This is a genomic window from Methylotuvimicrobium buryatense (genome assembly GCF_005931095.1).
Lineage (GTDB): Bacteria > Pseudomonadota > Gammaproteobacteria > Methylococcales > Methylomonadaceae > Methylotuvimicrobium > Methylotuvimicrobium buryatense.
In genome coordinates this window covers 1476486-1496867 of record NZ_CP035467.1, presented here as the reverse complement: position 1 = coordinate 1496867, position 20382 = coordinate 1476486, and the positions used below count along the sequence as shown (strand labels likewise).

17 protein-coding genes are annotated in these 20382 nt (G+C 42.6%); 6 read left to right on the top strand and 11 right to left on the bottom strand.

Annotation, left to right across the window (positions count from 1 at the left end; translation table 11 throughout):
- The first annotated feature begins 40 nt into the window (after positions 1-40).
- The 5 genes from EQU24_RS06800 to EQU24_RS06780 all read left to right on the top strand — a co-directional run bounded on the left by EQU24_RS06800 (position 41) and on the right by EQU24_RS06780 (position 4928).
- Positions 41-991: a glycosyltransferase family 2 protein gene (locus EQU24_RS06800; protein ID WP_017840209.1), complete on the top strand. Its 951-nt coding sequence runs from the start codon at positions 41-43 to the stop codon at positions 989-991.
- Positions 981-1922 (top strand): glycosyltransferase, encoded by a 942-nt coding sequence (locus EQU24_RS06795; RefSeq protein WP_017840210.1) that lies wholly within the window; start codon positions 981-983, stop codon positions 1920-1922. The genes EQU24_RS06800 and EQU24_RS06795 overlap by 11 nt, the downstream gene beginning before the upstream one ends.
- Before the next feature lie 193 nt (positions 1923-2115).
- Complete coding sequence (locus tag EQU24_RS06790) at positions 2116-3069, top strand: glycosyltransferase family 2 protein (protein WP_026130111.1); 954 nt, start codon at positions 2116-2118, stop codon at positions 3067-3069.
- A gap of 6 nt (positions 3070-3075) precedes the next feature.
- Positions 3076-4014 carry a sulfotransferase family protein gene (locus tag EQU24_RS06785; protein ID WP_017840212.1) on the top strand — a complete coding sequence of 313 codons (939 nt, stop codon included), beginning with the start codon at positions 3076-3078 and terminating at the stop codon, positions 4012-4014.
- Positions 4011-4928: a glycosyltransferase family 2 protein gene (locus EQU24_RS06780; protein ID WP_017840213.1), complete on the top strand. Its 918-nt coding sequence runs from the start codon at positions 4011-4013 to the stop codon at positions 4926-4928. The genes EQU24_RS06785 and EQU24_RS06780 overlap by 4 nt, the downstream gene beginning before the upstream one ends.
- A 251-nt stretch (positions 4929-5179) precedes the next feature.
- On the opposite strand, the gene EQU24_RS06775 is transcribed toward EQU24_RS06780, so the two are convergent.
- Positions 5180-6325 (bottom strand): glycosyltransferase family 4 protein, encoded by a 1146-nt coding sequence (locus tag EQU24_RS06775; RefSeq protein WP_017840214.1) that lies wholly within the window; start codon positions 6323-6325, stop codon positions 5180-5182.
- Positions 6322-7302, bottom strand: a complete 981-nt coding sequence (locus tag EQU24_RS06770) for a hypothetical protein (protein WP_138767114.1) — start codon at positions 7300-7302, stop codon at positions 6322-6324. Before EQU24_RS06770 ends, EQU24_RS06775 begins: the two co-directional genes overlap by 4 nt.
- Before the next feature lie 417 nt (positions 7303-7719).
- Between EQU24_RS06770 and EQU24_RS06765 the strand changes: the two genes are divergently transcribed.
- Entirely contained in the window at positions 7720-8979 is a 1260-nt protein-coding gene (locus EQU24_RS06765; protein ID WP_017840216.1) for a putative O-glycosylation ligase, exosortase A system-associated, read from the top strand.
- 65 nt (positions 8980-9044) lie between these two features.
- Here the strand turns inward: EQU24_RS06765 and EQU24_RS06760 are convergent, their stop codons facing one another.
- The 9 genes from EQU24_RS06760 to rfbA all read right to left on the bottom strand — a co-directional run bounded on the left by EQU24_RS06760 (position 9045) and on the right by rfbA (position 20151).
- Complete coding sequence (locus EQU24_RS06760; RefSeq protein ID WP_235726396.1) at positions 9045-11090, bottom strand: sulfatase-like hydrolase/transferase; 2046 nt, start codon at positions 11088-11090, stop codon at positions 9045-9047.
- A 462-nt stretch (positions 11091-11552) separates the two neighbouring features.
- Positions 11553-13157: a glycosyltransferase family 39 protein gene (locus EQU24_RS06755; RefSeq protein ID WP_017840218.1), complete on the bottom strand. Its 1605-nt coding sequence runs from the start codon at positions 13155-13157 to the stop codon at positions 11553-11555.
- Positions 13158-13340: 183 nt separating this feature from the next.
- The gene (gene rffA / locus EQU24_RS06750; protein WP_017840219.1) at positions 13341-14459 is read right to left on the bottom strand and encodes a dTDP-4-amino-4,6-dideoxygalactose transaminase; all 1119 of its coding nucleotides are present in this window, start codon (positions 14457-14459) and stop codon (positions 13341-13343) included.
- A gap of 62 nt (positions 14460-14521) precedes the next feature.
- The gene (locus EQU24_RS06745) at positions 14522-15493 is read right to left on the bottom strand and encodes a lysylphosphatidylglycerol synthase transmembrane domain-containing protein (RefSeq protein WP_175421667.1); all 972 of its coding nucleotides are present in this window, start codon (positions 15491-15493) and stop codon (positions 14522-14524) included.
- A gap of 59 nt (positions 15494-15552) precedes the next feature.
- Positions 15553-16443 carry an NAD-dependent epimerase/dehydratase family protein gene (locus EQU24_RS06740; protein WP_017840221.1) on the bottom strand — a complete coding sequence of 297 codons (891 nt, stop codon included), beginning with the start codon at positions 16441-16443 and terminating at the stop codon, positions 15553-15555.
- Positions 16440-17555: an ATP-grasp domain-containing protein gene (locus EQU24_RS06735; protein WP_017840222.1), complete on the bottom strand. Its 1116-nt coding sequence runs from the start codon at positions 17553-17555 to the stop codon at positions 16440-16442. Before EQU24_RS06735 ends, EQU24_RS06740 begins: the two co-directional genes overlap by 4 nt.
- A complete protein-coding gene (locus EQU24_RS06730; RefSeq protein WP_017840223.1) occupies positions 17556-18308 on the bottom strand; it encodes a GNAT family N-acetyltransferase in 753 nt (250 codons plus the stop codon).
- Positions 18308-19273, bottom strand: coding sequence for a glycosyltransferase family 2 protein (locus EQU24_RS06725; RefSeq protein ID WP_017840224.1), 966 nt, complete (start codon positions 19271-19273; stop codon positions 18308-18310). The genes EQU24_RS06730 and EQU24_RS06725 overlap by 1 nt, the downstream gene beginning before the upstream one ends.
- Entirely contained in the window at positions 19273-20151 is an 879-nt protein-coding gene (rfbA, locus tag EQU24_RS06720) for a glucose-1-phosphate thymidylyltransferase RfbA (protein WP_017840225.1), read from the bottom strand. The genes EQU24_RS06725 and rfbA overlap by 1 nt, the downstream gene beginning before the upstream one ends.
- Between the last annotated feature and the right edge of the window lie 231 nt (positions 20152-20382).

Below are 20382 nucleotides of genomic sequence, written 5' to 3'. Positions count from 1 at the left end.
ACCATAATGGAATGGTTAATTGACCAGTCACCCCAAAACCATGTCGCAAAGCCCACATATCTCAATCATCATGCCTTGCTACAATGCCGAAAAATGCATAGAAACAAGCATTGACAGCGTTTACCGGCAAACCTTTAAGGATTTCGAATTGATTGTCGTCAATGACGGTTCGACCGACGATTCGTTAGCGATACTGAAAAAGCTTGCCGATAGGTATTCAGGATTGCGTGTCATCGATCAACCGAATAAGGGGCCGGGGCCAGCTAGAAACCACGGCATCAAAGATGCCAAGGGGCGATTTATCGCCTTTCTCGATTCGGACGACAGCTGGCACCCCGACTGCCTGTCCAAACTTCATCGAGCCTTACAAAACAATAAAGATGCATCGATTGCCTATTGCGGTTGGCAGAACATTGGATTAGAACCCAATCGCTGTAAACCTTTCATACCACCCGACTACGAGAAGCCGGACAAAATCGAGACGCTGTTACGCGGTTGCCGTTGGCCGATTCACGGCGCGTTGACTCGTAAATCGGCGATCGATGCTGCCCGTGGATTCGACGAACAATGGACGTCATGCATGGATTACGATTTGTGGCTCAGAATCGCCTCTTTCAACAAAATCGTCCTAGTTCCGGAAGTCTTGGCTTACTATCACCACCATGACGGCGAACAAATTACCAAAAACCGTTTACGGATTGCATTGAATCACTGGCGCATTCAGCTTAAATACCTGGAATCACATCCCGAAATTGCCGAAAGTTTCGGAAAGGATAAACTTAAAGAAATAACTAACGGCGAATTACTGCACAAAGCTTATGTATCCTATTGGAAAGGAGACTTGGCGACTTCGCACCATCTCTTTCGAAAACTGTTTCTGATGGGCCACTTTAAAACAAAAGACATAAAATATTTATTACCGTCAATCCTACCGTTTTCTCTGTATCGAAAACTGATTACTCAATTACGGCACGAACCGCATGCAGAATAAACGAATAACCCTGGCTTTTTGTACTTTCAACCGTGCCGAAAGGCTCGACAAATTAGTCGTCGCAATTCGACAGCAAAGCGCTTCGCTGCCTTTTGAAATATTAGCGATAAACAACAATAGCTCGGATAACACCCTGGAAGAACTTGAGCGTTTAGCACACCTGCCCGGCCCTCATCTGCGTTTTGTTACCGAACACGTTCAGGGAATCGTTGCCGCCCGAAATCGAGCCATTGAAGAGTCATTGAATTCAGACATCATGATTTTTATCGATGATGACGAAATCCCACAGCCTGGACTCATCGAATCAGCGGTCAATAGTATTTTGAACGATGGCGCCGAATGCGTTGGAGGCCGTGTCGAGATGGATTTTTCTACCCATAAAAGACCCTCCTGGCTTACCGACGATTTATTAGGTTTTCTAGCGGCTATTGACTATGGCAACCAATCTTTTCAGATCAAATATGACACAACGCCTATCTGGACTGCAAATATCGCCTATGATATGAGGATATTCAGGGCAAATCCTGATTTAAGATTCGATCATCGTTACGACCGAAAAGGAAAAATCGGCGGAGGTGAAGATGCCGCCATGTTTAGAAGTTGGCTAAAACAAAATCGTCGCATTTTCTATAATCCGGATATGTGTGTACTCCATGATGTCGAGCCGTGGCGACTTAAACGCTCTTATTTTATTAAGCTGCACTATCGTTCCGGCTTGAGAAGAGCCTTGAATGAACTCCCGGATTATCCACGAACTTTTTTAGGCATTCCACCTTTTATGGTCGGACAATTAATGAAACATTGTCTTAAAACTGTCTCTATGTTTTTGACCGGGAATTCAGGCGTACTTCGACAAGCAATGAACGCGTCTCACGCATTTGGCATGATTGTCGGTTACAGAAAAAGAAAAAGCTTGATTTGCACAAGTTAAGGTTATTATTCGATTACCGTCGATTTTTTATAGAAAAAAAGATGAAGCCTACTATTGTTATTTGCACTCAATCGAAGCGAAATAGTGTTCAATGTCATTCAGTTGATCCAAAAACTTTTTATTGCCATTCAAAAATATAGCCTATTTCGAGTGGAAAATTTTTAATTCCTCATAAAAAATTAATCAATATAAAATGCCTAATGAACTTGAAAAATCGATAGAGGTTATCATTTGTACTCATAATAGATTTCAGTTACTTCAACGAACTATTGATTTCATTAACAACACGAAAAAACCGAATAATTTCAGCGTTTCACTATTTGTTGTTGCAAACGCTTGCACGGATAACACACATCAGTTTTTAGAACTCTACAAGCACAAGAACGACCCTAATAGCTTTCCTCTAAGGTGGGTTGAAGTGCCGAAACCGGGAAAATCCAATGCTTTAAATCATGCGCTTCCGCTTCTAAAAAGCAACATCATAGCCATGATCGACGATGACCATCGCGTCGATGACAATTATTTTTTGGCTATTGAAACGGCTTTACAAAATCACCCTGACGCCGATTTTTTTTGCGGAAAAATTCTCCCTGACTGGGACGGCTCAGAACCTGAGTGGGTCCATGACCAAGGGAAATACCGTATTTATCCGCTACCGGTACCTCGTTTTGATTTAGGCGAGCAAAGCATTTTAGTAACCCGTGATATAGCGGTACCAGGCGGCGGCAATTTGGTGATAAAAAAACCGTTATTTGCACAGGTTGGCAATTTTTCGAACGAATTCGGACCAATTGGTCATAATTTGGGCGGAGCCGAAGATATCGAGTGGGTCTTACGCGCATTTCAAACGGGAGCGCGACTCGTCTACTTGCCCGATCTGATTCAATATCATTACGTCGACACGGCAAGACTTACCTTACTCTATCTGGTAAAAAAAGCGTATGAGCGAAGTGCTTCCACAGTCCGCTTGGATGAAAAGGCACAAAATTTTACGGGCCTTTTTCCGCTTTATTTAATTAGAAAAATCATGACTTATCTTGGGCATGCTCTCTTCAATGTGAACCGCGCCAAACGTCGCTTTTTTTTAGTGCGCTTCGCGGCCGCATTGGGTGAAATTAAAGGTTTTCTTATGGCAAAAAAGAGATAACGCATCATGCCGACTTCAAAAATATTTAAACTGCTCGATCCGTTAATTATAAAAAAAAACTTACACGTTCTAAGTTATAAAGCACTGGAAAATATTTATTATTTAATTCAGCCGGACCTTCCCGACCCTATATTTCTAGTCGGCTGCTCTAGAGCGGGAACGACCGTTACTTTCGAAACAATACGAGCATCTAAAGATTTGCTTTCGTTTCCGTACGAAATCCCTCAATTCTGGCATAGTCTGCATGGCCCTTGGAACCAAAACTGGTCTTCGGAAGCCGCCTTTGAGCACGACGCGCATCCGGGGCATCGGCAGAAAGCATGCGCCTATTTCTATTCTCGATTAGGTAAAGGACAGGTCGTCGATAAAAGCTGCATCAATGTTATGCGCATTGCTTATTTACATCGATTGTTTCCGAACGCTTATTTCATTTATATTCAACGCGATGGACGGGACAACATCAGTTCTTTGATGGAAGGTTGGAAACAGCGCGGCCGGTTCAATCTACAACAGTATCTAGGCAAATTACCGGAAACGGTCAGCATCAATGACGGTGAATTTGATGATTGGTGCTTTTTCCTTCCTCCCGGGTGGCGCGATTATAACCATGCGCCACTCGAAGAAGCATGTGCCTATCAATGGATTACTGCTAATAAGATGGCTTTGGAAGCCATGCCCCTCATTGCTGACGATAAATGGATTCATTTGCGATATGAAGATATTTTCGAAGCACCCGTTGAAATGTTTCAATCGGTGTTCGATCGGCTGCAGATTCCTTTTACCGACGATTTAAAAAATCATTGTGCAACGTTAAATAAACGTCCAACCAGTATCGTCAACGGGCCGCCGAAAAAAGAAAAATGGAAAAGTCAAAATCCGGAAGCGATAGAAAAAATTTTACCAAATATTGAATCATTGATGATTCAACTAGGCTATCCATTATGAACGAAGGCAATACACCGGATGCGGATGATTTGATCAGTGTCGTCATACCCGCATTCAATGCGGAAGCCTTTATCCACAAGGCGATCGATAGCGTATTGACGCAATATTACAGTCATTTCGAGTTGATTGTTGTCAATGACGGCAGTACCGACAATACCGAAAAAATCATTCAAAATTATAGCGATACAAGAATCAGACTGATTTCTCAAAGAAACGGCGGGTTGAGCCATGCTAGAAATACCGGCATTCAATCTTCGCAAGGCAACTATATCGCCTTCCTGGATGCCGACGATTATTGGCTCCCGGAAAAGCTATCGCAACAAATTGATTTTTTACAAAAGAATCCCGACATTGGCTTTTGTTCGACCAACACGCGTGTTGAAACGCCCGACGGCCAATTTCTCAATGATTGGCAATGCCCCGTGATTGAATACTCGACGCTGCATACATTATTCAAGCAAAATGCCTCGGTAGCGGGTAGCGGTTCGAGCGTGATGGTGAGAAAGGAATTGCAAATAAAAGCGGGGGGATTCGACGAAACGTTGAAAAGTCTGGAAGATATCGATATGTGGATGCGCTATGCGGCGCTATCCGAATATCGCTGTATTCCCGACACGTTAACGGTGATTACGAAGCGCCCGGATAGTATGAGCAGAAATTTGACGACCATGCGCGAAAACGCGATCAAAGTCATGAAAAAAAATAGAGGGTTGCTGGATAAAAAGTCGCAAGGAAGCTTATGGCGTTCAAGCTTTGCCGGTATGTTATGCGATTTTGCCAAATGGGAAGCGCGTTGTGGCTTAAAAGTACAAGCGATTTTACATTTAATAATCGCATTTTTTTATGCTCCACTGACCAAAGGGCGTCTAAGCCTCGGTTTAATGGTAGGGGTACTAACAGATTCAATTAATTGAACTGAATTACTCAAGAGGATTCATTTACCAACGCAAAAATAGCCGTAAGAAAAGATGAGAGGATCAGTGCCATAGAACTGATCGCTAAGACTACTAGCACTCAGTCATTTTTACAATGTCGGGTAAAAACCGTTTAGCTCAGTGTAAATCCGCTCACCCTTCGACAGGCTCAGGACGAACGGATTACTTTTATCCGTCAAGATAAGATTGACTGAGCACTAGTAGTAGCCACTTATTTTAGTGTTAATTGACTACAAAACTTGTTTAGACGTCAACCGCGCCACATACTCCCATGAGTAATATTGTCTAGCTCTTTCCTTTGCATTAATCGCCAATTGCCCGGTAAGATTTGCATCACTCAAGAGCTCTTGCAATGCTTGTTTAATAGTCTCGATCGACTCTCCCTCTACTCTTAGCCCGGTAACACGGTCGATAATCGCCGAACCGGTCCCACCCGCATTGCCGCAGATAGCCGGCTTGCCGCAGGCTGCGGCCTCCAAAAACACCATGCCGAAACCCTCCGTATCGCCTTGGATTTCACGGTTAGGCATCACAAATACATCACAGGCGTTGTACCATCTCGGTAAATCGTCCATTTCCACATGTCCCAACAAATGTACGCGATCTAAAACGTTGTTGTTTTTTGCCAAGTCAATAAGATAGTCTCTATCCTCGCCGATACCTATCAAGGCATATTGAACATCGAGTCCCGCATCGAGTAAAAAAGGTAGTGCTTTAATTACATGATCGAATCCCTTTCGACGACTCAAACGGCCAACCGACAAAATCAGTTTTTGCCCTTTGTTTAAATTAATTGTTTTATGTAAGTCGTCAAACGGCAGTCCAGGCCTAAATCTTTCTATATCGACCCCGGGCGATATCGGTTTGATGATTGCTTCATCAACGCCTAATTTAAGTAATTCGTTTTTTGTAAAATCGCTATTGGCAATGACTTTATCGGCATGCTTGTAAGCAAAACGCATCACTTTAAATTTAGCGGGTTGTCGCCAAGTCGTGATTTCTTCGCCATGTGCATAAATGACAACAGGCCTACGAAATAATTTGCCTATTAACCAGGCAACAAGCCCTTCCGGCAGAACTCTGCCCGCATGAATGGCGTCGACTTTATTGAATAAACAAATATGCACCGCTTTAAAAAATAATTTCGCATACATACCCAAGGACTCGGGCTTTAACCACCAAACTCGTTGTAAATTCACTCGATGGACGGTATTAGGATGATTGGCATCGTATTCGCGACTTCCCTGTACGTCGGCAGTCAAAATATGAATATTTTTACCGCCAAGGCGTCGATAGACTTCGTCAAACCAAACAGCCGATCCGCCCTTGGTCGGTAAAAACAATTCCGTTATAATCAATAAATTTTTTGTTTTCATATTATTTTTCTAAATAGTCTCAATCCGCAAACGGGTAGAGCAAGGCCACTAATGATAAGCCATTTTTTGATACTGGAATCTGCCCAGATTCGCTCTAGAAACATGATAAATCTAGTACAGATTCGATCGTCGACATTGGACTTTCTGGACGGTCCGGTATAAATTTCGGCCAATTCGAATGTCGATAAAAATTTAATGTTTGGATATTTCTCGATTGCAAGTCGAATACACGATTCAAGTTGCTGCAAAGCATTTTCGCTTTGCTCCGGCGATTGCGTAAAGTTGTTTCGATGAATCTCCAGCAAAGTGGGTTGCGCCAGTTGGCTTTTCAACCCTAATGCCTGTATAGCCTGCTCCGATGTATGTCCCAAGCAAGGTTCGAAATAGTCGTTTCTGACGATATAAATCAATTCTGTTTCGGACTTTTGTCCGTTGAATAGCCTCTTTCCACTCGCTACAGGCTTGCCTCGTTCGTCTCTAGCATTAAACTTGATACCCGGCGTCACTAAATATTTCAACCCGTTATGCAGCCACTCTTTTTCGACTTGAGTATCCCAGATAAATGTCGGCGGTACGACTACTTTAGGTGGTATGCCAAAAGTTTCAAGAAATTCTTTAACTTCTTTATCGACAGCCTGCTTGATCTGCGTTGTACTTATTGGCTTTGACGGTAAGCGGGTCACATCGATCCACCGGCTTTGCAGTGCCGAGGGTAAGCCTTCGGATTCAGGAAACTCGGATGATGACAACCAGTCTCTGACGTTCTCACTGGAATAAGCATCAACCAAATTGCCCGGCCAATAATGCTCCATACCATGAAGCTGAAGATCGAATACCCCTCGATTGAGACCGCTCAGCATTTGGTCTTTGATTTCAGAAAAGCAGGGTTCTTTCAGAAAGCGCGCATAATAGCTTTGATAATTTGAGTCTATTATCTTTTTTGCGTCGGGTATTGCGAGTACAACACCCAGGGTCATGACTGGGTGCCTACCTGTATGGTCAATGTATTTGCCAAGTAGATTTTCTATTTTTTTTAAAAAATCAGAATGCTTGGTATCTGCCGGCCCCCAATCGTCGCTTTCAAAAATTAATATGGGATGCTTTAATACGGGCTCTTCCCAAGCAGCACGAACCTTTGAACTGTATCGCATTAACAATAAAAAGGTCCATGCGAAGACCCAACCAAACACCAAACTAACTACAATTATATTCATGAATACCTTAAGTTATGCTGGACGCGCTATTCAGAAAAATTAATACTACCTTACCTATCCTTAAACTTCAGTAAAAGATGAAAAAGGCTGATTAATCAAACTAAAATTTGTCTTTTAAAACACATCTAGTTTAAGATTTCTAACACCGGACCGGACCCATCAGTCAATTGAATCAATACCATGCGTGACATCGTTGTACTTATTTTCCTGATTTGTTGTATTCTTGCCGCGATCAAAAAACCGTGGTGGGGAGTTTTGTCACTAGCTATATTCAGCTATTTAAATCCTCACGCTTATGCCTGGGGGTTTGTCCGATCTTTGCCGGTTTATTACGTTCTATTTTTGGTCGTGGCATTTCGTACTTTTACGACTAAAGACCGGCAATCGGTACCAAGCGACTGGCGTGTTATTTTTTTCGTTTTACTTTGGTTATATTTCGGTTTCACGAGCACACAAGCTTATGCGCCTTTCGTCTGGCAAGAATACTGGAATATTACAAAAATTTACCTTCCTTTTATTTTCACTCTCATTTTAATCAACACGCGAGAAAAACTTTATTATTTAATTATTACCATTGGTCTTTCAATCGGCGTCGTTGCTGTTAAAGGCGGTATTTGGGCAATACTAACCGGCTTCGGAAATCGAGTTTACGGACCACCCAACACACAATTTTTTGACAATAACCAATTTGCAGTTGCGATGTTGATGATTATTCCATTTCTTTTGCTTTGGAGGAATGAATCATCACATCATCTGATAAAGAAAGGAGTACTTTTTTCGATCCCTATTATTTATCTAGCTTCCCTATCTTCCTGGTCACGCGGTGCTTTACTTACGATGACGGCTCTAACTCTGATGTTGGTATGGAATAGCAAACATAAGCTACTTAGCATTCCATTGGTTGTAATTGGTGTTTTTGCAATCATTCCTTATCTACCTGAAGAATGGTTTGGCCGTATGCATACCATTGAGACATATGAACAAGACGGTTCCGCGATGGGACGTATCGAAGTTTGGATCGATGGATGGAATCATACTTTAAAACATCCTTTTACCGGCGGCGGCTTTGGAACATGGTGGTTTATTACAAAGCGCGATTTTCATAGCTCTTATGTTCGAATGTTTGCAGAACACGGTTTCGTTGCGTTTGGAATTTGGCTTTCAATGATTCTCGGAACAGTATGGAACTTGACATTTTTACCCAAAAAAATGAAAAAATACGATGGCATGGAATGGGTAGGGAATTATTGTTTTGCGCTCAGAACATCGCTAATTTGCTACATGATAGGAACCGCTTTTTTAGGACTATGCTATTGGGATTTACTTTATCACTTGATATTTATTTCGGTTTTAGTAAAGAAATTTGCGCTAGAAGAAATTGCTAATCGCGATAGTGTAAAATCACATCAAAGAAAACTTTATTCATATACACCATCCTAAATAGATTGGGATAGATTCCGCGCGGATTAAACTAACAATCATAATTTAATTCTAAACATCATAATTCAATGTTTATGTATGAATGATTGCGCACTCGGAAATTTCGTCCGCTGCCGGTATTCAAACTCATGCCATTTTAAATTTTCCCATTCGCGAATGATATTGGTCATGCGCTCTTTTTGTTGCGGATCTTCCAGCCAATCTTGATAGGGCTTCCATTGCTGTAGACCGCTCATGAATGCTTGTTCAGACCGAAAATCGAATACAACCCGGTCTCCGCCGTATTGAACATGCCCGATCAGTGCCGGCAATTTTAAGTTGCCGACTAATTGAAAGACAGTTTTCTCTTGGTCAAGCCATTGGTTCGGCAATCCGAATGCCGAGCGAATCGCCATTTCCGCGACATCGATCTGCCCTATCGCTTCTTGTACTTCTATATTGGGATCGTTGAATACGAGCGGTATATGCGTTTGCGCGTCGTTGATCGCATGACCGTGTCCGAGAAACCCGTCTTCGAATAACGATTCGCCGTGATCGCCTAGTATGACCAATATGGTTTGGTCGTAGAGATTTTTGCTTTTAAGCATCTCGACCACCTGCCCGACCGCCCAGTCGGCATTGGCTATCGCATTCCAATAAGTTGCCGTAACCCATTCGCGGTTTTCGGCGCGAATTTGCGAACGCGGAATGAATTGATCGATCAGAATTTTTTGCATCGTCGGATGAGAATACGGAAAGTGTCCAGCTTGAAAGTTCAGATAGATAAATTGCGGTTGTTCAAAATTTAGTTCGGCAAAACGCTTTTGAAACTGTGCAACGACTCGCTCTTCGCTGAGTCTTAAACTGCCTGGATCTTTGCTCGGAAATACGCGATCTTCTATCGCAGTTTGAGCGTCGAAATAATAATTGCCCGTTGCGTTCATGCCGGTAAAGGTAGCTACATCTCCGAACGATTCGTCTTGACCGGAAATAATTGAGATGCCGTAGCCGGCTTTTTTCAAATAATCGAGCAGTTTGAAGCGATGATCGTGGTAAATCAGTTCGCGGTTGAATATCGCCATCAACGAAGTCGTCGTATAACCGGTATGACTGAAGGCGTAGTCTACCGAGGTGCCTGTTCGGGCGATTTCGCGCATCACCGGCGCAACGTAGCGGCCATTGAGCTGTTTGTTAAGTAGGTCGAATCGCGCGGTTTCCAAGACGATCAGGATAATGTTTTTGCCCGGACGAGGCTCGATGCTGTGTAATGGATCGGGCGTTAACGGTATCAATTGCGCGTCACCCATGATGCCGTCTTCGTCGATTTGATTGCCCGGAATATCGATTGCGCCGGGATAAATGCTCTTGTCAAATGGTGCCGGGTCTTTCGGATAGCCGAACAGTCCGTAGCCATCGCGGTCGAAATCGGTCAGCAGATCGAGTCCGCCCGTGATCAAGTTGTAGGAAGTTTTTTTAGAGAGACCGTATCGCCAATAGTCGCTGTCCGACACCGCATAGGTTAAAAATGGAGTAATCAAGGTCATGATCGTCAAAGTCCATTTGAAACAATGCGACTGCGAAAGCGCGTTATGATAGTCGCGGACGTATTGATGATTCTTTAAAAACCGGGCGATTAAGATGAACAATACAACCAACCCGGCCATCGTGCCGGCAAACAAGACGATTTCGTTCGCCGCATATAGCAAACCGTCACGCAGACTTCCGCCCCCCAAATTGGCGATGATTTGATAATTGATCGTATCGTTGAAATAGGACAGGACTTTGAATTTAAGCCCCAACCACATCCCCATGCCCAGCAATATTATCACGGTGAAGCTATAGTAAATCAGAATTCCGGATTTATTGAGCCGGTCGGCGATATAAAACCAAGCAACACCAATTAAACCGAACAGAACGAAGTCGTACCATAACGACAAAAGGATAAAACCGAGTCTTTCGAACAGTGTGAGATAAGCATAAGGCTGTAAAAAACCGCCGCCGATAAAGATATCGTATTTGACTTGTAGTAAGGCCAATTCGAACAGTTGTATGATCGCAACGACAGTAATGACCGAAACCAAACGCCGATGACGCCAGACATGCTTTTCTAGTGATAAGGGGAATCTAGGCACGCAATAAATTTAGGATGAATTTTATGATTTTCAATTATTTATCGATTAATTATTTATTATTAAAACTCAAGTCATAATTGCAAATCGTACTTTCCTTACCTGTATCTCGATCACCCGCGCAGAAAAGCAATACAGGGCTTATTTGTAAGATAGCGCTAATGATAACCGGTTTCTTTTTCATGTATTCATCTTATCTTCAACTTGTAAAGAGAACCCCATTGCATTAAAAAAATTGGTGACTTAGCCTCCCCCTTTGAAAAAATGGGATCGAGGGGATTTATATAAAATTCTCATCTATCACTTCTTTTTCCAAGAGGGGAATGAATACTTACAGATTGAAGTCGTGATCATTTAGTTGCATACTTCACAAAAAAATTCTTGGGGGGTTTTAAAAATAGAATTTTTGTGGGGAGTATAAATATTTACTATACATAAATAATCATAGACTAAAACTACTGCCATTTAAATTGTAAAATTGCAATCCTTTGGAATAGCATAAATATAGGCAGGTTTCGGTCTATATAAGAGTTCTGTTTCTTTTAATACATAGCTAGATAACATATTCACACCGGAAAAATAAAATAATTTCCTAACCCAAAAAATAAACTTTTCGCCCATACCAAAACCAGTTGGTTCAAGCCGTCCTGTATAACGCCAACATGTTGGAACTTTTTCAGGCGTCAAGTCTGGATTTTTTCCCCATGTAATCGTCTGCATATCTAAAATTGCGTAAGCCGAAACATCGGATTGATTATCTTGTGCATCGACCCATTTATTTTGAGTTAATTGATCTAAACTTCTTATGACAATCTCTTTTTTTCCATCATGGGAGAAGTCATCTATTGAGCGGGCAACCATAAAATTATTTTGGGACCCATAAACAGGAATACCATCTACAGTTCGTGAAAATTCGGCAGCAGCATAACTATTAGAAACAAAAACCCTTATTGACTGCTGAACGAGAGCCGACAAAATAACGCTCCCAAAAAAATATAACGAGATCAATAAAAATTGATTAAAAATTTTAATTTTTGCCAAATAATAGCCTGATATTAAGGACATAGGTGCTACAAACAAAAGCATGTAGTTTGGCTGTTTAAAAATCCACATGAAGGGATTAAAAGAAATCACTGTAAATGTAAGAACTAAAATATATCCTATAATCCAGGATAACAATAAAATAACTTCTCTACTGAACAGCCTTTTATCGACCCACAATTTATAAACTCCTAGAACTGTCAACGGGCCCAGTAGCCAGGTATGATTAACCCTTATAAATAAATAATCAAAATAGTAACTAAGATCAGTAATCTTAGAAGGGTCATTTAAAATATTGTCGACCGATTTACCCGGCCTAACATGAACATGCAGTGGATTACCAGTAACTTTCCACATAAGCATCATATTCAGAAAAACCAATAATGAAGCACCTAATATAATCCATATCCAATTAATAGTGAATCGCCTATAGGCAACGGCATACAATAAAAATATAGGCAAGGCCAGAATAGGAACTACTGATTTTATCCAATACGCAAAGCCTAGCGCGGCCCCACAGTAGAAATATTGTTTTTTCGAATTACTTTGTTCCGCATAATAGAAAAGAAAAAAAGCCAACGTTATAAAAAAGGCTAAAGGCGAATCAGCCATCATTCTACCGGCGTAATGTACATGTAGAGGAAGCGCCGCCAACAAAAAAGCCGACATTACCGCAACTTTTTCTCCAAAAACGCGCTTACCAAATATATAAACTAAAACAATTTCGCCTAACGAACATAGTAATGACCACAAATTAGCTGACCACTCGGACACTCCAAATAAAGCCATGGACATGGCGACTGGAATATTAACGCCATACCTAATTGCGCCAATATAATTGGAAACCGGCCAATCCCCATTTAATATCCCAAAGGCTGCATCATTGTATACAACCTCATCAGACCCCATGAAACCGGTATAAAAAACACACCTTAAGATCAGCGCAAACATTAATATTGAGGTAAGCATTGCAATATTTTTTACTATGGCTGAACGACAATTCAATGAAACCCCATGCAAACTATTCATTTAATTCCATATAACTCAATAATTATTAATTTATACTCTCATGATTAAGCGGAACTTTCAGTAACCTAGTAAAGAGTACAATGTATATAATGCCGACATGACCAAAGGGCAATAATGGATTGCTGAAAACAAAGTTATAAGCAGAATTCAAAAATCACATATCTTTTCCAAAACCCTAACAATTTAGGTGCAAATACTCTTAATGACATTATCCAATTGCGGCTCCACGCCTATCCATAACGGCAAACGCAACAATCGATCCGACAGTTCGCTGGTATTATGCATATCGCCAACCGCTCGCCCATATCGTAAACCGGCCGGCGAACTGTGCAGCGGCACGTAATGAAATACCGCATAGATTTCTTGCTCTTTTAATCGGGCGATTGTCTCGGTGCGTTGCTCCAAGGATTCGAGAAGAACATAGTACATGTGGGCATTATGACGGCATTCTGCCGGGATTATCGGGCGGCGCAAATTGCCTGACGCCTCCATTGGGGCAAGCGCTTCGTGATATCGATCCCAAATCGCCAAACGTTTTCGCGTAATTTCTTCCGCCTCTTCCATTTGCGCCCATAAAAAGGCCGCGATGACCTCGCCCGGCAAATAGGATGAGCCGGCATCGACCCAAGTGTATTTGTCGACTTGGCCTCGAAAGAATTGACTGCGGTTCGTGCCTTTTTCGCGAATGATCTCGGCGCGCTCGACGAAACGCGTATCATTAACCAACAGCGCGCCACCTTCGCCGGAAATGATGTTCTTGGTCTCATGAAACGAGTAAGCGCCCAAATGCCCGATCGTACCGAGCGGTCTTCCCTTGTAGGTCGACATGATACCTTGCGCGGCATCCTCGATGACTAATAAATCATGCCGTTCGGCAATCTCCATAATCGCGTCCATTTCGCAACCGACACCGGCATAATGCACAGGAACGATCGCTTTGGTGCGCGGCGTAATGGCCGCTTCTATTAGCGTTTCGTCGATATTCAGCGTGTCCGGACGAATATCGACAAATATCGGCACCGCGCCGCGTAAAACGAAGGCATTAGCAGTCGAGACGAAAGTATAGGACGGCATGATCACTTCGTCGCCAGGCTGAATGTCGGCCAGAATCGCCGCCATTTCCAATGCAGCAGTGCAAGAATGAGTCAACAACGCTTTCCGAGTGCCGGTTTTCTGCTCCAACCAAGCATGGCATTTTTTGGTGAAACTGCCGTCGCCGGATAGATGCCCCATCGTATGCGCTTGAGCGATATACCAAAGCTCGCGGCCGGTCATGTAAGGTTTGTTGAAGGGGGTTTTCATAAGAATTTTATATTTCTCATAAATCTAGGATGATGTTAAAAGTAAAACCAACGATTAGTTAACTACCTAACTTTTTTTGCACTTATTTTTTTACCGCCAACCAAATATTGAAGACCACCTAAGACTCCAACGGCTGCTCTATTGACAAACACTGTCAAAGCCAAAAGTGCGGCATCGGCGGCAGAAATACCAAATTGCGCTAACACAAACACCAAAGCGCCTTCTCGAACACCTAGCCCTCCCGGAGAAATCGGTAAAACAGTCGCTAAATAAACAATGGGCATAGCCACTAACAGCATCGAAGTACTCAACTTGATTTCCAGTGCCTGCGCAATACTGTAAGTGACAGCTATATCAAACAATTGAAAAATAACCGAAAGGATTAATGCAGATAGTAAATGAGTTACTCTTACAGTTTTAAGTGGCGCTAGTCCTTTAGAAGCTTTTAAAACCCAAGTTATAAAACGATTATCAGCACAGCGCCCTTGAAATTGTTGACTAATCGAAAACCGTCTCAACAAAAACGGTAACGCAATAATGCCGCACAATCCCGATAGCGCCAATGTTGGAACAATTCCCACACCCAATCCGCGTGTCGTAATCGGAAAAAAAGAAATACCAACACTCAATAGAAATAATAATGCCAATACGCCCAGGACACGCTCCAGTAATACTGTAGCGGCCACCAGTGATATACTAGCGTCGATTGCTCGATGACATAACCAAATCCTTGTGGCATCGCCACCGATTACACCAGGCATTGCCAAACTGTAAAAAGTACCCGTTAAATAAGCTCGGTACGCAGAAACAACACTATAAAGTTTTTGTGCAGCCCGCAGTAAAATAACCCATCGGAATGCGGCGAAACATATGCCTAGTAATGAAAGTCCAAACGCCGACAATAACCAACGGATATCGGCTTGTCTTAAAACCTTTATAGAACGTTCCCAGTCGACCAAATACACCACGTAAATTAAAGCAGTAATCGCTATGCTAAACTTGAGAATTAATGTTACTTGTCGGCGTTCAATCAAAAGAAGCACCCTATTGCACGCTTAGTTTTAATTTTTGAATAATCCATAAATCAATCTACCTAACACAAATCTTGAATTGCCGAAAGCAGCGACCATTGTTGTTTCCATCCCAACTCAGACTCAGCACGCGAACAATCCATATAAAATTCACGATCACTCTCTTGATGGGTTCGATCAAAAAACAAATTACCCTCATTACCGAAGACAAGATTAATAGTTTCAGCAACTTCACGATTTGTAATTGCCCGTCCCCCTCCGATATTAAAAATCCCGTTAACTTCATTATTATCAATGGAGGCTTCTATAGCTAAAACTACGTCTTTAATATAAACCGTATCACGTGCGCCTCGTCCCTCACCCCATAAAGGCAGTGCTTGTTTAGAACGTGCCAAAGACATAAACTTCATCAGCATTTTGCCGGATTGCAATTGATCGTTACCCAATATCTGCGCTATACGCAAAGAGATTGTTCGCATAGCGCCTTGTTTAGCATATAACATCGCCATCTGTTCGCATGCGATTTTACTGGCACCATAAAAATTTAAAGCAACAGGAAAATCGGACTCCCGAAAAGGAACAGAATTGACAGATGAATACACTGATATCGATGAAGCTTGACAAAATCGTTGGATACCCAATTCATTTGCAACACGTAATATATTTTCAGTCGTCTTTACATTCGCTTCAAAATAAGGCTGAAAACCCAAAGCATCTGCTTCAGCATTGGGCCGCGTCGCCGCTAAATGCACAATCGCATCGACTTGTTTAAAGCAAAGTTTGAGATCATCCTGGCTGTAATTTGTTATTTGTTGACTAACACTTCCGGGGCCCGAATATTCCTTGTCAAAAGGTTTCCGTGCTAATGCAAACACATCATCGCCACGTTCAACAAAGCGTCGAATACATGCGTCGCCCAGCATTCCTGAAGCACCTGTCACCGCTATTTTCATGGTAATCCTCTTTTTATGTAATAGCCTACTTTTTCCATTTGACCATTGATTGCCGGTACGCGCTGACCTTCCTGAAAATAATATTCTTTATATAAAACATCAGAAGGTAAATGATGATTATTCTTTAAGAATTCAGTGTTTGGGGCTTGGTATAAAAACACCAAACTTGAAACAGAAAATTCTTCATAGCCTACAAATGGTTTGATTGGCTTCCCTGTCAATAAACGAAATGATGCGTCAAGTAAATCGTAACCGGTTACTTCTTTGATGAGGCGCCACATATGACAGCCGTCTAGCCGGGGCGTAATTTCGACGATTCTAGGCCCCTGGGAAGTAAGGATAATTTGAAAGTAAACCGGTCCGTTCTTTATATCCAAGGCATGGATACACTGTTTTACTAAGTTTTTGGTTTCCTTTATAAGGATATTTGTTGCTTTTTGCGTCGGCAAGATATGTGCTTGCGGTATCCCCCCGGGATAACCTGAAAGTACCCACCTATCCGAAACCTCGCTAAGAACGACCTGACCATCGACAACAAAAGCATTGACCGAAACTTCTGGCCCTTCGAGTACTTCTTCTAAAATTGCAATACCAGTTCGAGAAGCGTTCAAAGCAGAATCCAGATTATTCGTTATATCTTCGTACGATTCGACCCGTGAAATGCCGCGTTGACCTTGGCTATCGGTCGGTTTAAGCATAGCAGGATAAAAATCCCATCCTTGGATATCGGTAGCGTCTTTTATTACTCGATAGTTAACAGGACTTATATTGTTTTTTGACAAAAAACCTCTGAGCTCTGTCTTACTCTGAAGTAACTTTGCGGTACCCGGTCTAACAAAACTTGGCAAACCCAAACGGTCCGAAATCTCTGCTACAGATGGCATCGCTAAATCCGATCCGACTGAATAAACGAGATCTATACCCTCTTTATTTACAAGCTGTTGAATACTATTAACATCCGTAATGTTAATTAATTCAAAATGATCAATTAAGTCCAAACCCGGACCTTCCTTGCGATAACTACACCCTATAACCCACCATCCATGTTTTTTAAGATATTGAATCGCATCAACTTGTGCCGAACCGATTCCCAGTATTAATGCTTTTTTCACTTATTTTTTCTCTTTGTTGGCGACATACGTCCAGTTAAAAGTTAAATCCGTGTCCAATACTGAATAACCTAGCTTTATAAGTAGGTTCTGATAAGTCCAATTATTGAGCGAAGTTGCAACAATGACGGAATCAAAACCCTTGTCTTTACACCATTGTAGTCGGTGATAATGAAGCGCGGAGGCTAGTCCTTGCTTTCTCTCTTTCGGATCAACCGCCAACAACCCGCCGATAAAACTTCCATTCTCCCCTTTGTTGCCGCTTGCGAATGCAATAAGTTTGCCAGATTTTTCAACGACACTGAAATAGTTATCGCTCGATATATTCGTCAATGAATTCAAAGCCCAATCCACATAAACATTATCGCACTCATTTTCGTCCAGAGCAGGATTGTGGTGATAGTGTCCTTTATATCCGGCATAGGCGCTTCTGACCAACGGCTCGAGCTCATCGTCTTCAGCGCCAGCTCGAATTTGGATGTTTTCGCTTAACGGGATAATAGGAAAGTTCGGCTTTAGACTAACCTCATGATAAATAAATCGTATTCGCCCTTCCATCAAATGAAATCCAATCTTTTCCAAAGCATGAATAATTTTCATCTCCGTACTGGAACATCTTACAATCAGGCAATCTAGACTATGATGCTTGATGAATTTCTCGATTTCAGAAACTTGTTCGACTTCAGTTAAATCAAATGCTCGGCCTATTTTCAATCCAAATCGATTAGAATCGATTTCAGAAATAGCTAAATTCATCAGTTGTTCTTGGGTTGATGAGTTCTTGAGGTTGTTTCGGAACGTATCGTATAAGGCGGTTTTCCCATCGTCCGAAAGTGGAGCCTTGCCAGATATTCGCCGATCACGCCGATCGTAAATAGCTGCATGCCGGCAAACATTGCAATTTCGGCTGCAATAAAAGTAAAACCTGGAACACTGACCTCATGAACAAAACGCAGTATCAAGACATACAAAAAGATGCCAACCCCCACTAATGCCGAAAACAAGCCTAAACTGCTAGCAAATCTCAACGGTGCAGTCGAGTAACCGGTTACCATGCTTAATGTCAGCGACAGCAATTTACGCATTGTATATCCGGAACGTCCATGTTGACGGGGCTGATGGGCTACCTTGATTGCGGCGATTCGGTTAGCCGTCCACGACAGCAAGACATCGATAGAAACCTGGGCGTCCGCAAATTGTGTAAACCCCTTTCTCAAGTCGCTTCTGAATGCTCGAAATGCGCTACTTTTCGACCCCATGTCAGCACCAAGCGCTAAGCGCAAAGATCCCTTGACGATTTTCGAGGATAAATTCCGCCACAACGAATGTTTTCTCTTTTGTGGCTTCCCATAGGCGACATCATGGCCTTCGACCAATGCATCAAGTAATTTTGGAATATCCTCCGGAGGGTTTTGTAAATCATCGTCGATGGTAACGATGAAATCGTATTGAGCTCGCATGATACCCGCCAATAATGCGTTGTGTTGCCCGTAATTACGCATCAGGCTCAGGCCTAATACCGCCGTATCCTGTTCAGCCAGCTTTTCTATAACCTGCCAACTATTATCCTTGCTACAGTCATTCACTAGGATAACTTCGAATGCCTCGGTTGTAGGACTAAGCACTTCTCTCAGTCTAGCGATTAATTCCGGCAGTGTTTGTTCGCTATTATAGACAGGGACAACAACCGATACCGATGTATATTTTGAATTGCTCATCATTAAAGCCCGCTTTTGACTAATTCTTGCAAATATTGTCCATAACTATTTTTCGATAAAACGGCCGCCTGTTTCAGCAATTCCTCATCGCTCAACCAGCCGTTGCGCCAGGCGACCTCCTCGAGACAAGCGACTTTGTAGCCTTGGCGTTTTTCAATCGTTTCGACGAATTGCGCGGCTTCCAGCAAACTTTCGTAAGTTCCGGTATCGAGCCAGGCGAAGCCGCGTCGCAGCAGTTGGACATTGAGTAGCCCACGCTCCAAATATATTTGATTGACGCTGGTGATTTCCAGTTCGCCGCGATGCGAGCGTTCCACCGATTTGGCGATGTCGATGACCTGGTTATCGTAGAAATATAGCCCGGTAACGGCAAAGTTGGATTTCGGTTTTTTGGGTTTTTCTTCTATCGATAGCGCTCTAAGGTTTTTATCGAATTCGACGACGCCAAAGCGTTCCGGGTCTTTGACTTGATAACCGAATACCGTGGCGCCTTCTTCGCGGGCCGCCGCATTTCTTAAATAGGGTGTAAATCCTTGTCCGTAAAATATGTTATCGCCAAGCACCAAGCAAACCGGATCGTTGCCGATAAACGATTCGCCGATTAGAAAGGCTTGCGCTAAACCGTCCGGTTTGGGTTGCACGGCATAGGTAATAGAAACGCCGAATTGGCTGCCGTCTTTAAGCAAGCGTTGGAAGGGTACCTGATCTTCTGGCGTTGTGATGACCAGTATATTTCGTATACCGGCCAGCATTAGCACCGACAACGGATAATAGATCATCGGCTTGTCGTATATCGGCAAGAGTTGCTTGGAAACGCCCATCGTGATCGGGTACAGGCGTGTGCCGCTGCCGCCTGCGAGTATGATGCCTTTTCTGCTCAATGTGCCGCCTCTTTCGATTTTGTGTTTCTATGATAGCTCAAGTTTGCATGCTCGCTTGGAAAATTGAATACAATCCGGTTTCAGTTGTATTTGACATGTCCGATGGTAACTATTCAGTCCTCCGGCAATTATCGTTCCCACGCGCTGCGCTCATCGTTATACATAAGTCAAAAATTACCCTTTTGCAACCTTAACCAATGAGACCTCGATACCATTTATTGTTACTTAACA

Excerpts from the sequence above, each read along its gene's own strand:
- EQU24_RS06800 (WP_017840209.1), top strand. The coding sequence starts at position 41 with ATGTCGCAAAGCCCACATATCTCAATCATCATGCCTTGCTACAATGCC.
- EQU24_RS06795 (WP_017840210.1), top strand. The coding sequence starts at position 981 with ATGCAGAATAAACGAATAACCCTGGCTTTTTGTACTTTCAACCGTGCC.
- EQU24_RS06790 (WP_026130111.1), top strand. The coding sequence starts at position 2,116 with ATGCCTAATGAACTTGAAAAATCGATAGAGGTTATCATTTGTACTCAT.
- EQU24_RS06785 (WP_017840212.1), top strand. The coding sequence starts at position 3,076 with ATGCCGACTTCAAAAATATTTAAACTGCTCGATCCGTTAATTATAAAA.
- EQU24_RS06780 (WP_017840213.1), top strand. The coding sequence starts at position 4,011 with ATGAACGAAGGCAATACACCGGATGCGGATGATTTGATCAGTGTCGTC.
- EQU24_RS06775 (WP_017840214.1), bottom strand. The coding sequence starts at position 6,325 with ATGAAAACAAAAAATTTATTGATTATAACGGAATTGTTTTTACCGACC.
- EQU24_RS06770 (WP_138767114.1), bottom strand. The coding sequence starts at position 7,302 with ATGACCCTGGGTGTTGTACTCGCAATACCCGACGCAAAAAAGATAATA.
- EQU24_RS06765 (WP_017840216.1), top strand. The coding sequence starts at position 7,720 with ATGCGTGACATCGTTGTACTTATTTTCCTGATTTGTTGTATTCTTGCC.
- EQU24_RS06755 (WP_017840218.1), bottom strand. The coding sequence starts at position 13,157 with ATGAATAGTTTGCATGGGGTTTCATTGAATTGTCGTTCAGCCATAGTA.
- rffA (WP_017840219.1), bottom strand. The coding sequence starts at position 14,459 with ATGAAAACCCCCTTCAACAAACCTTACATGACCGGCCGCGAGCTTTGG.
- EQU24_RS06740 (WP_017840221.1), bottom strand. The coding sequence starts at position 16,443 with ATGAAAATAGCGGTGACAGGTGCTTCAGGAATGCTGGGCGACGCATGT.
- EQU24_RS06730 (WP_017840223.1), bottom strand. The coding sequence starts at position 18,308 with ATGAATTTAGCTATTTCTGAAATCGATTCTAATCGATTTGGATTGAAA.
- EQU24_RS06725 (WP_017840224.1), bottom strand. The coding sequence starts at position 19,273 with ATGATGAGCAATTCAAAATATACATCGGTATCGGTTGTTGTCCCTGTC.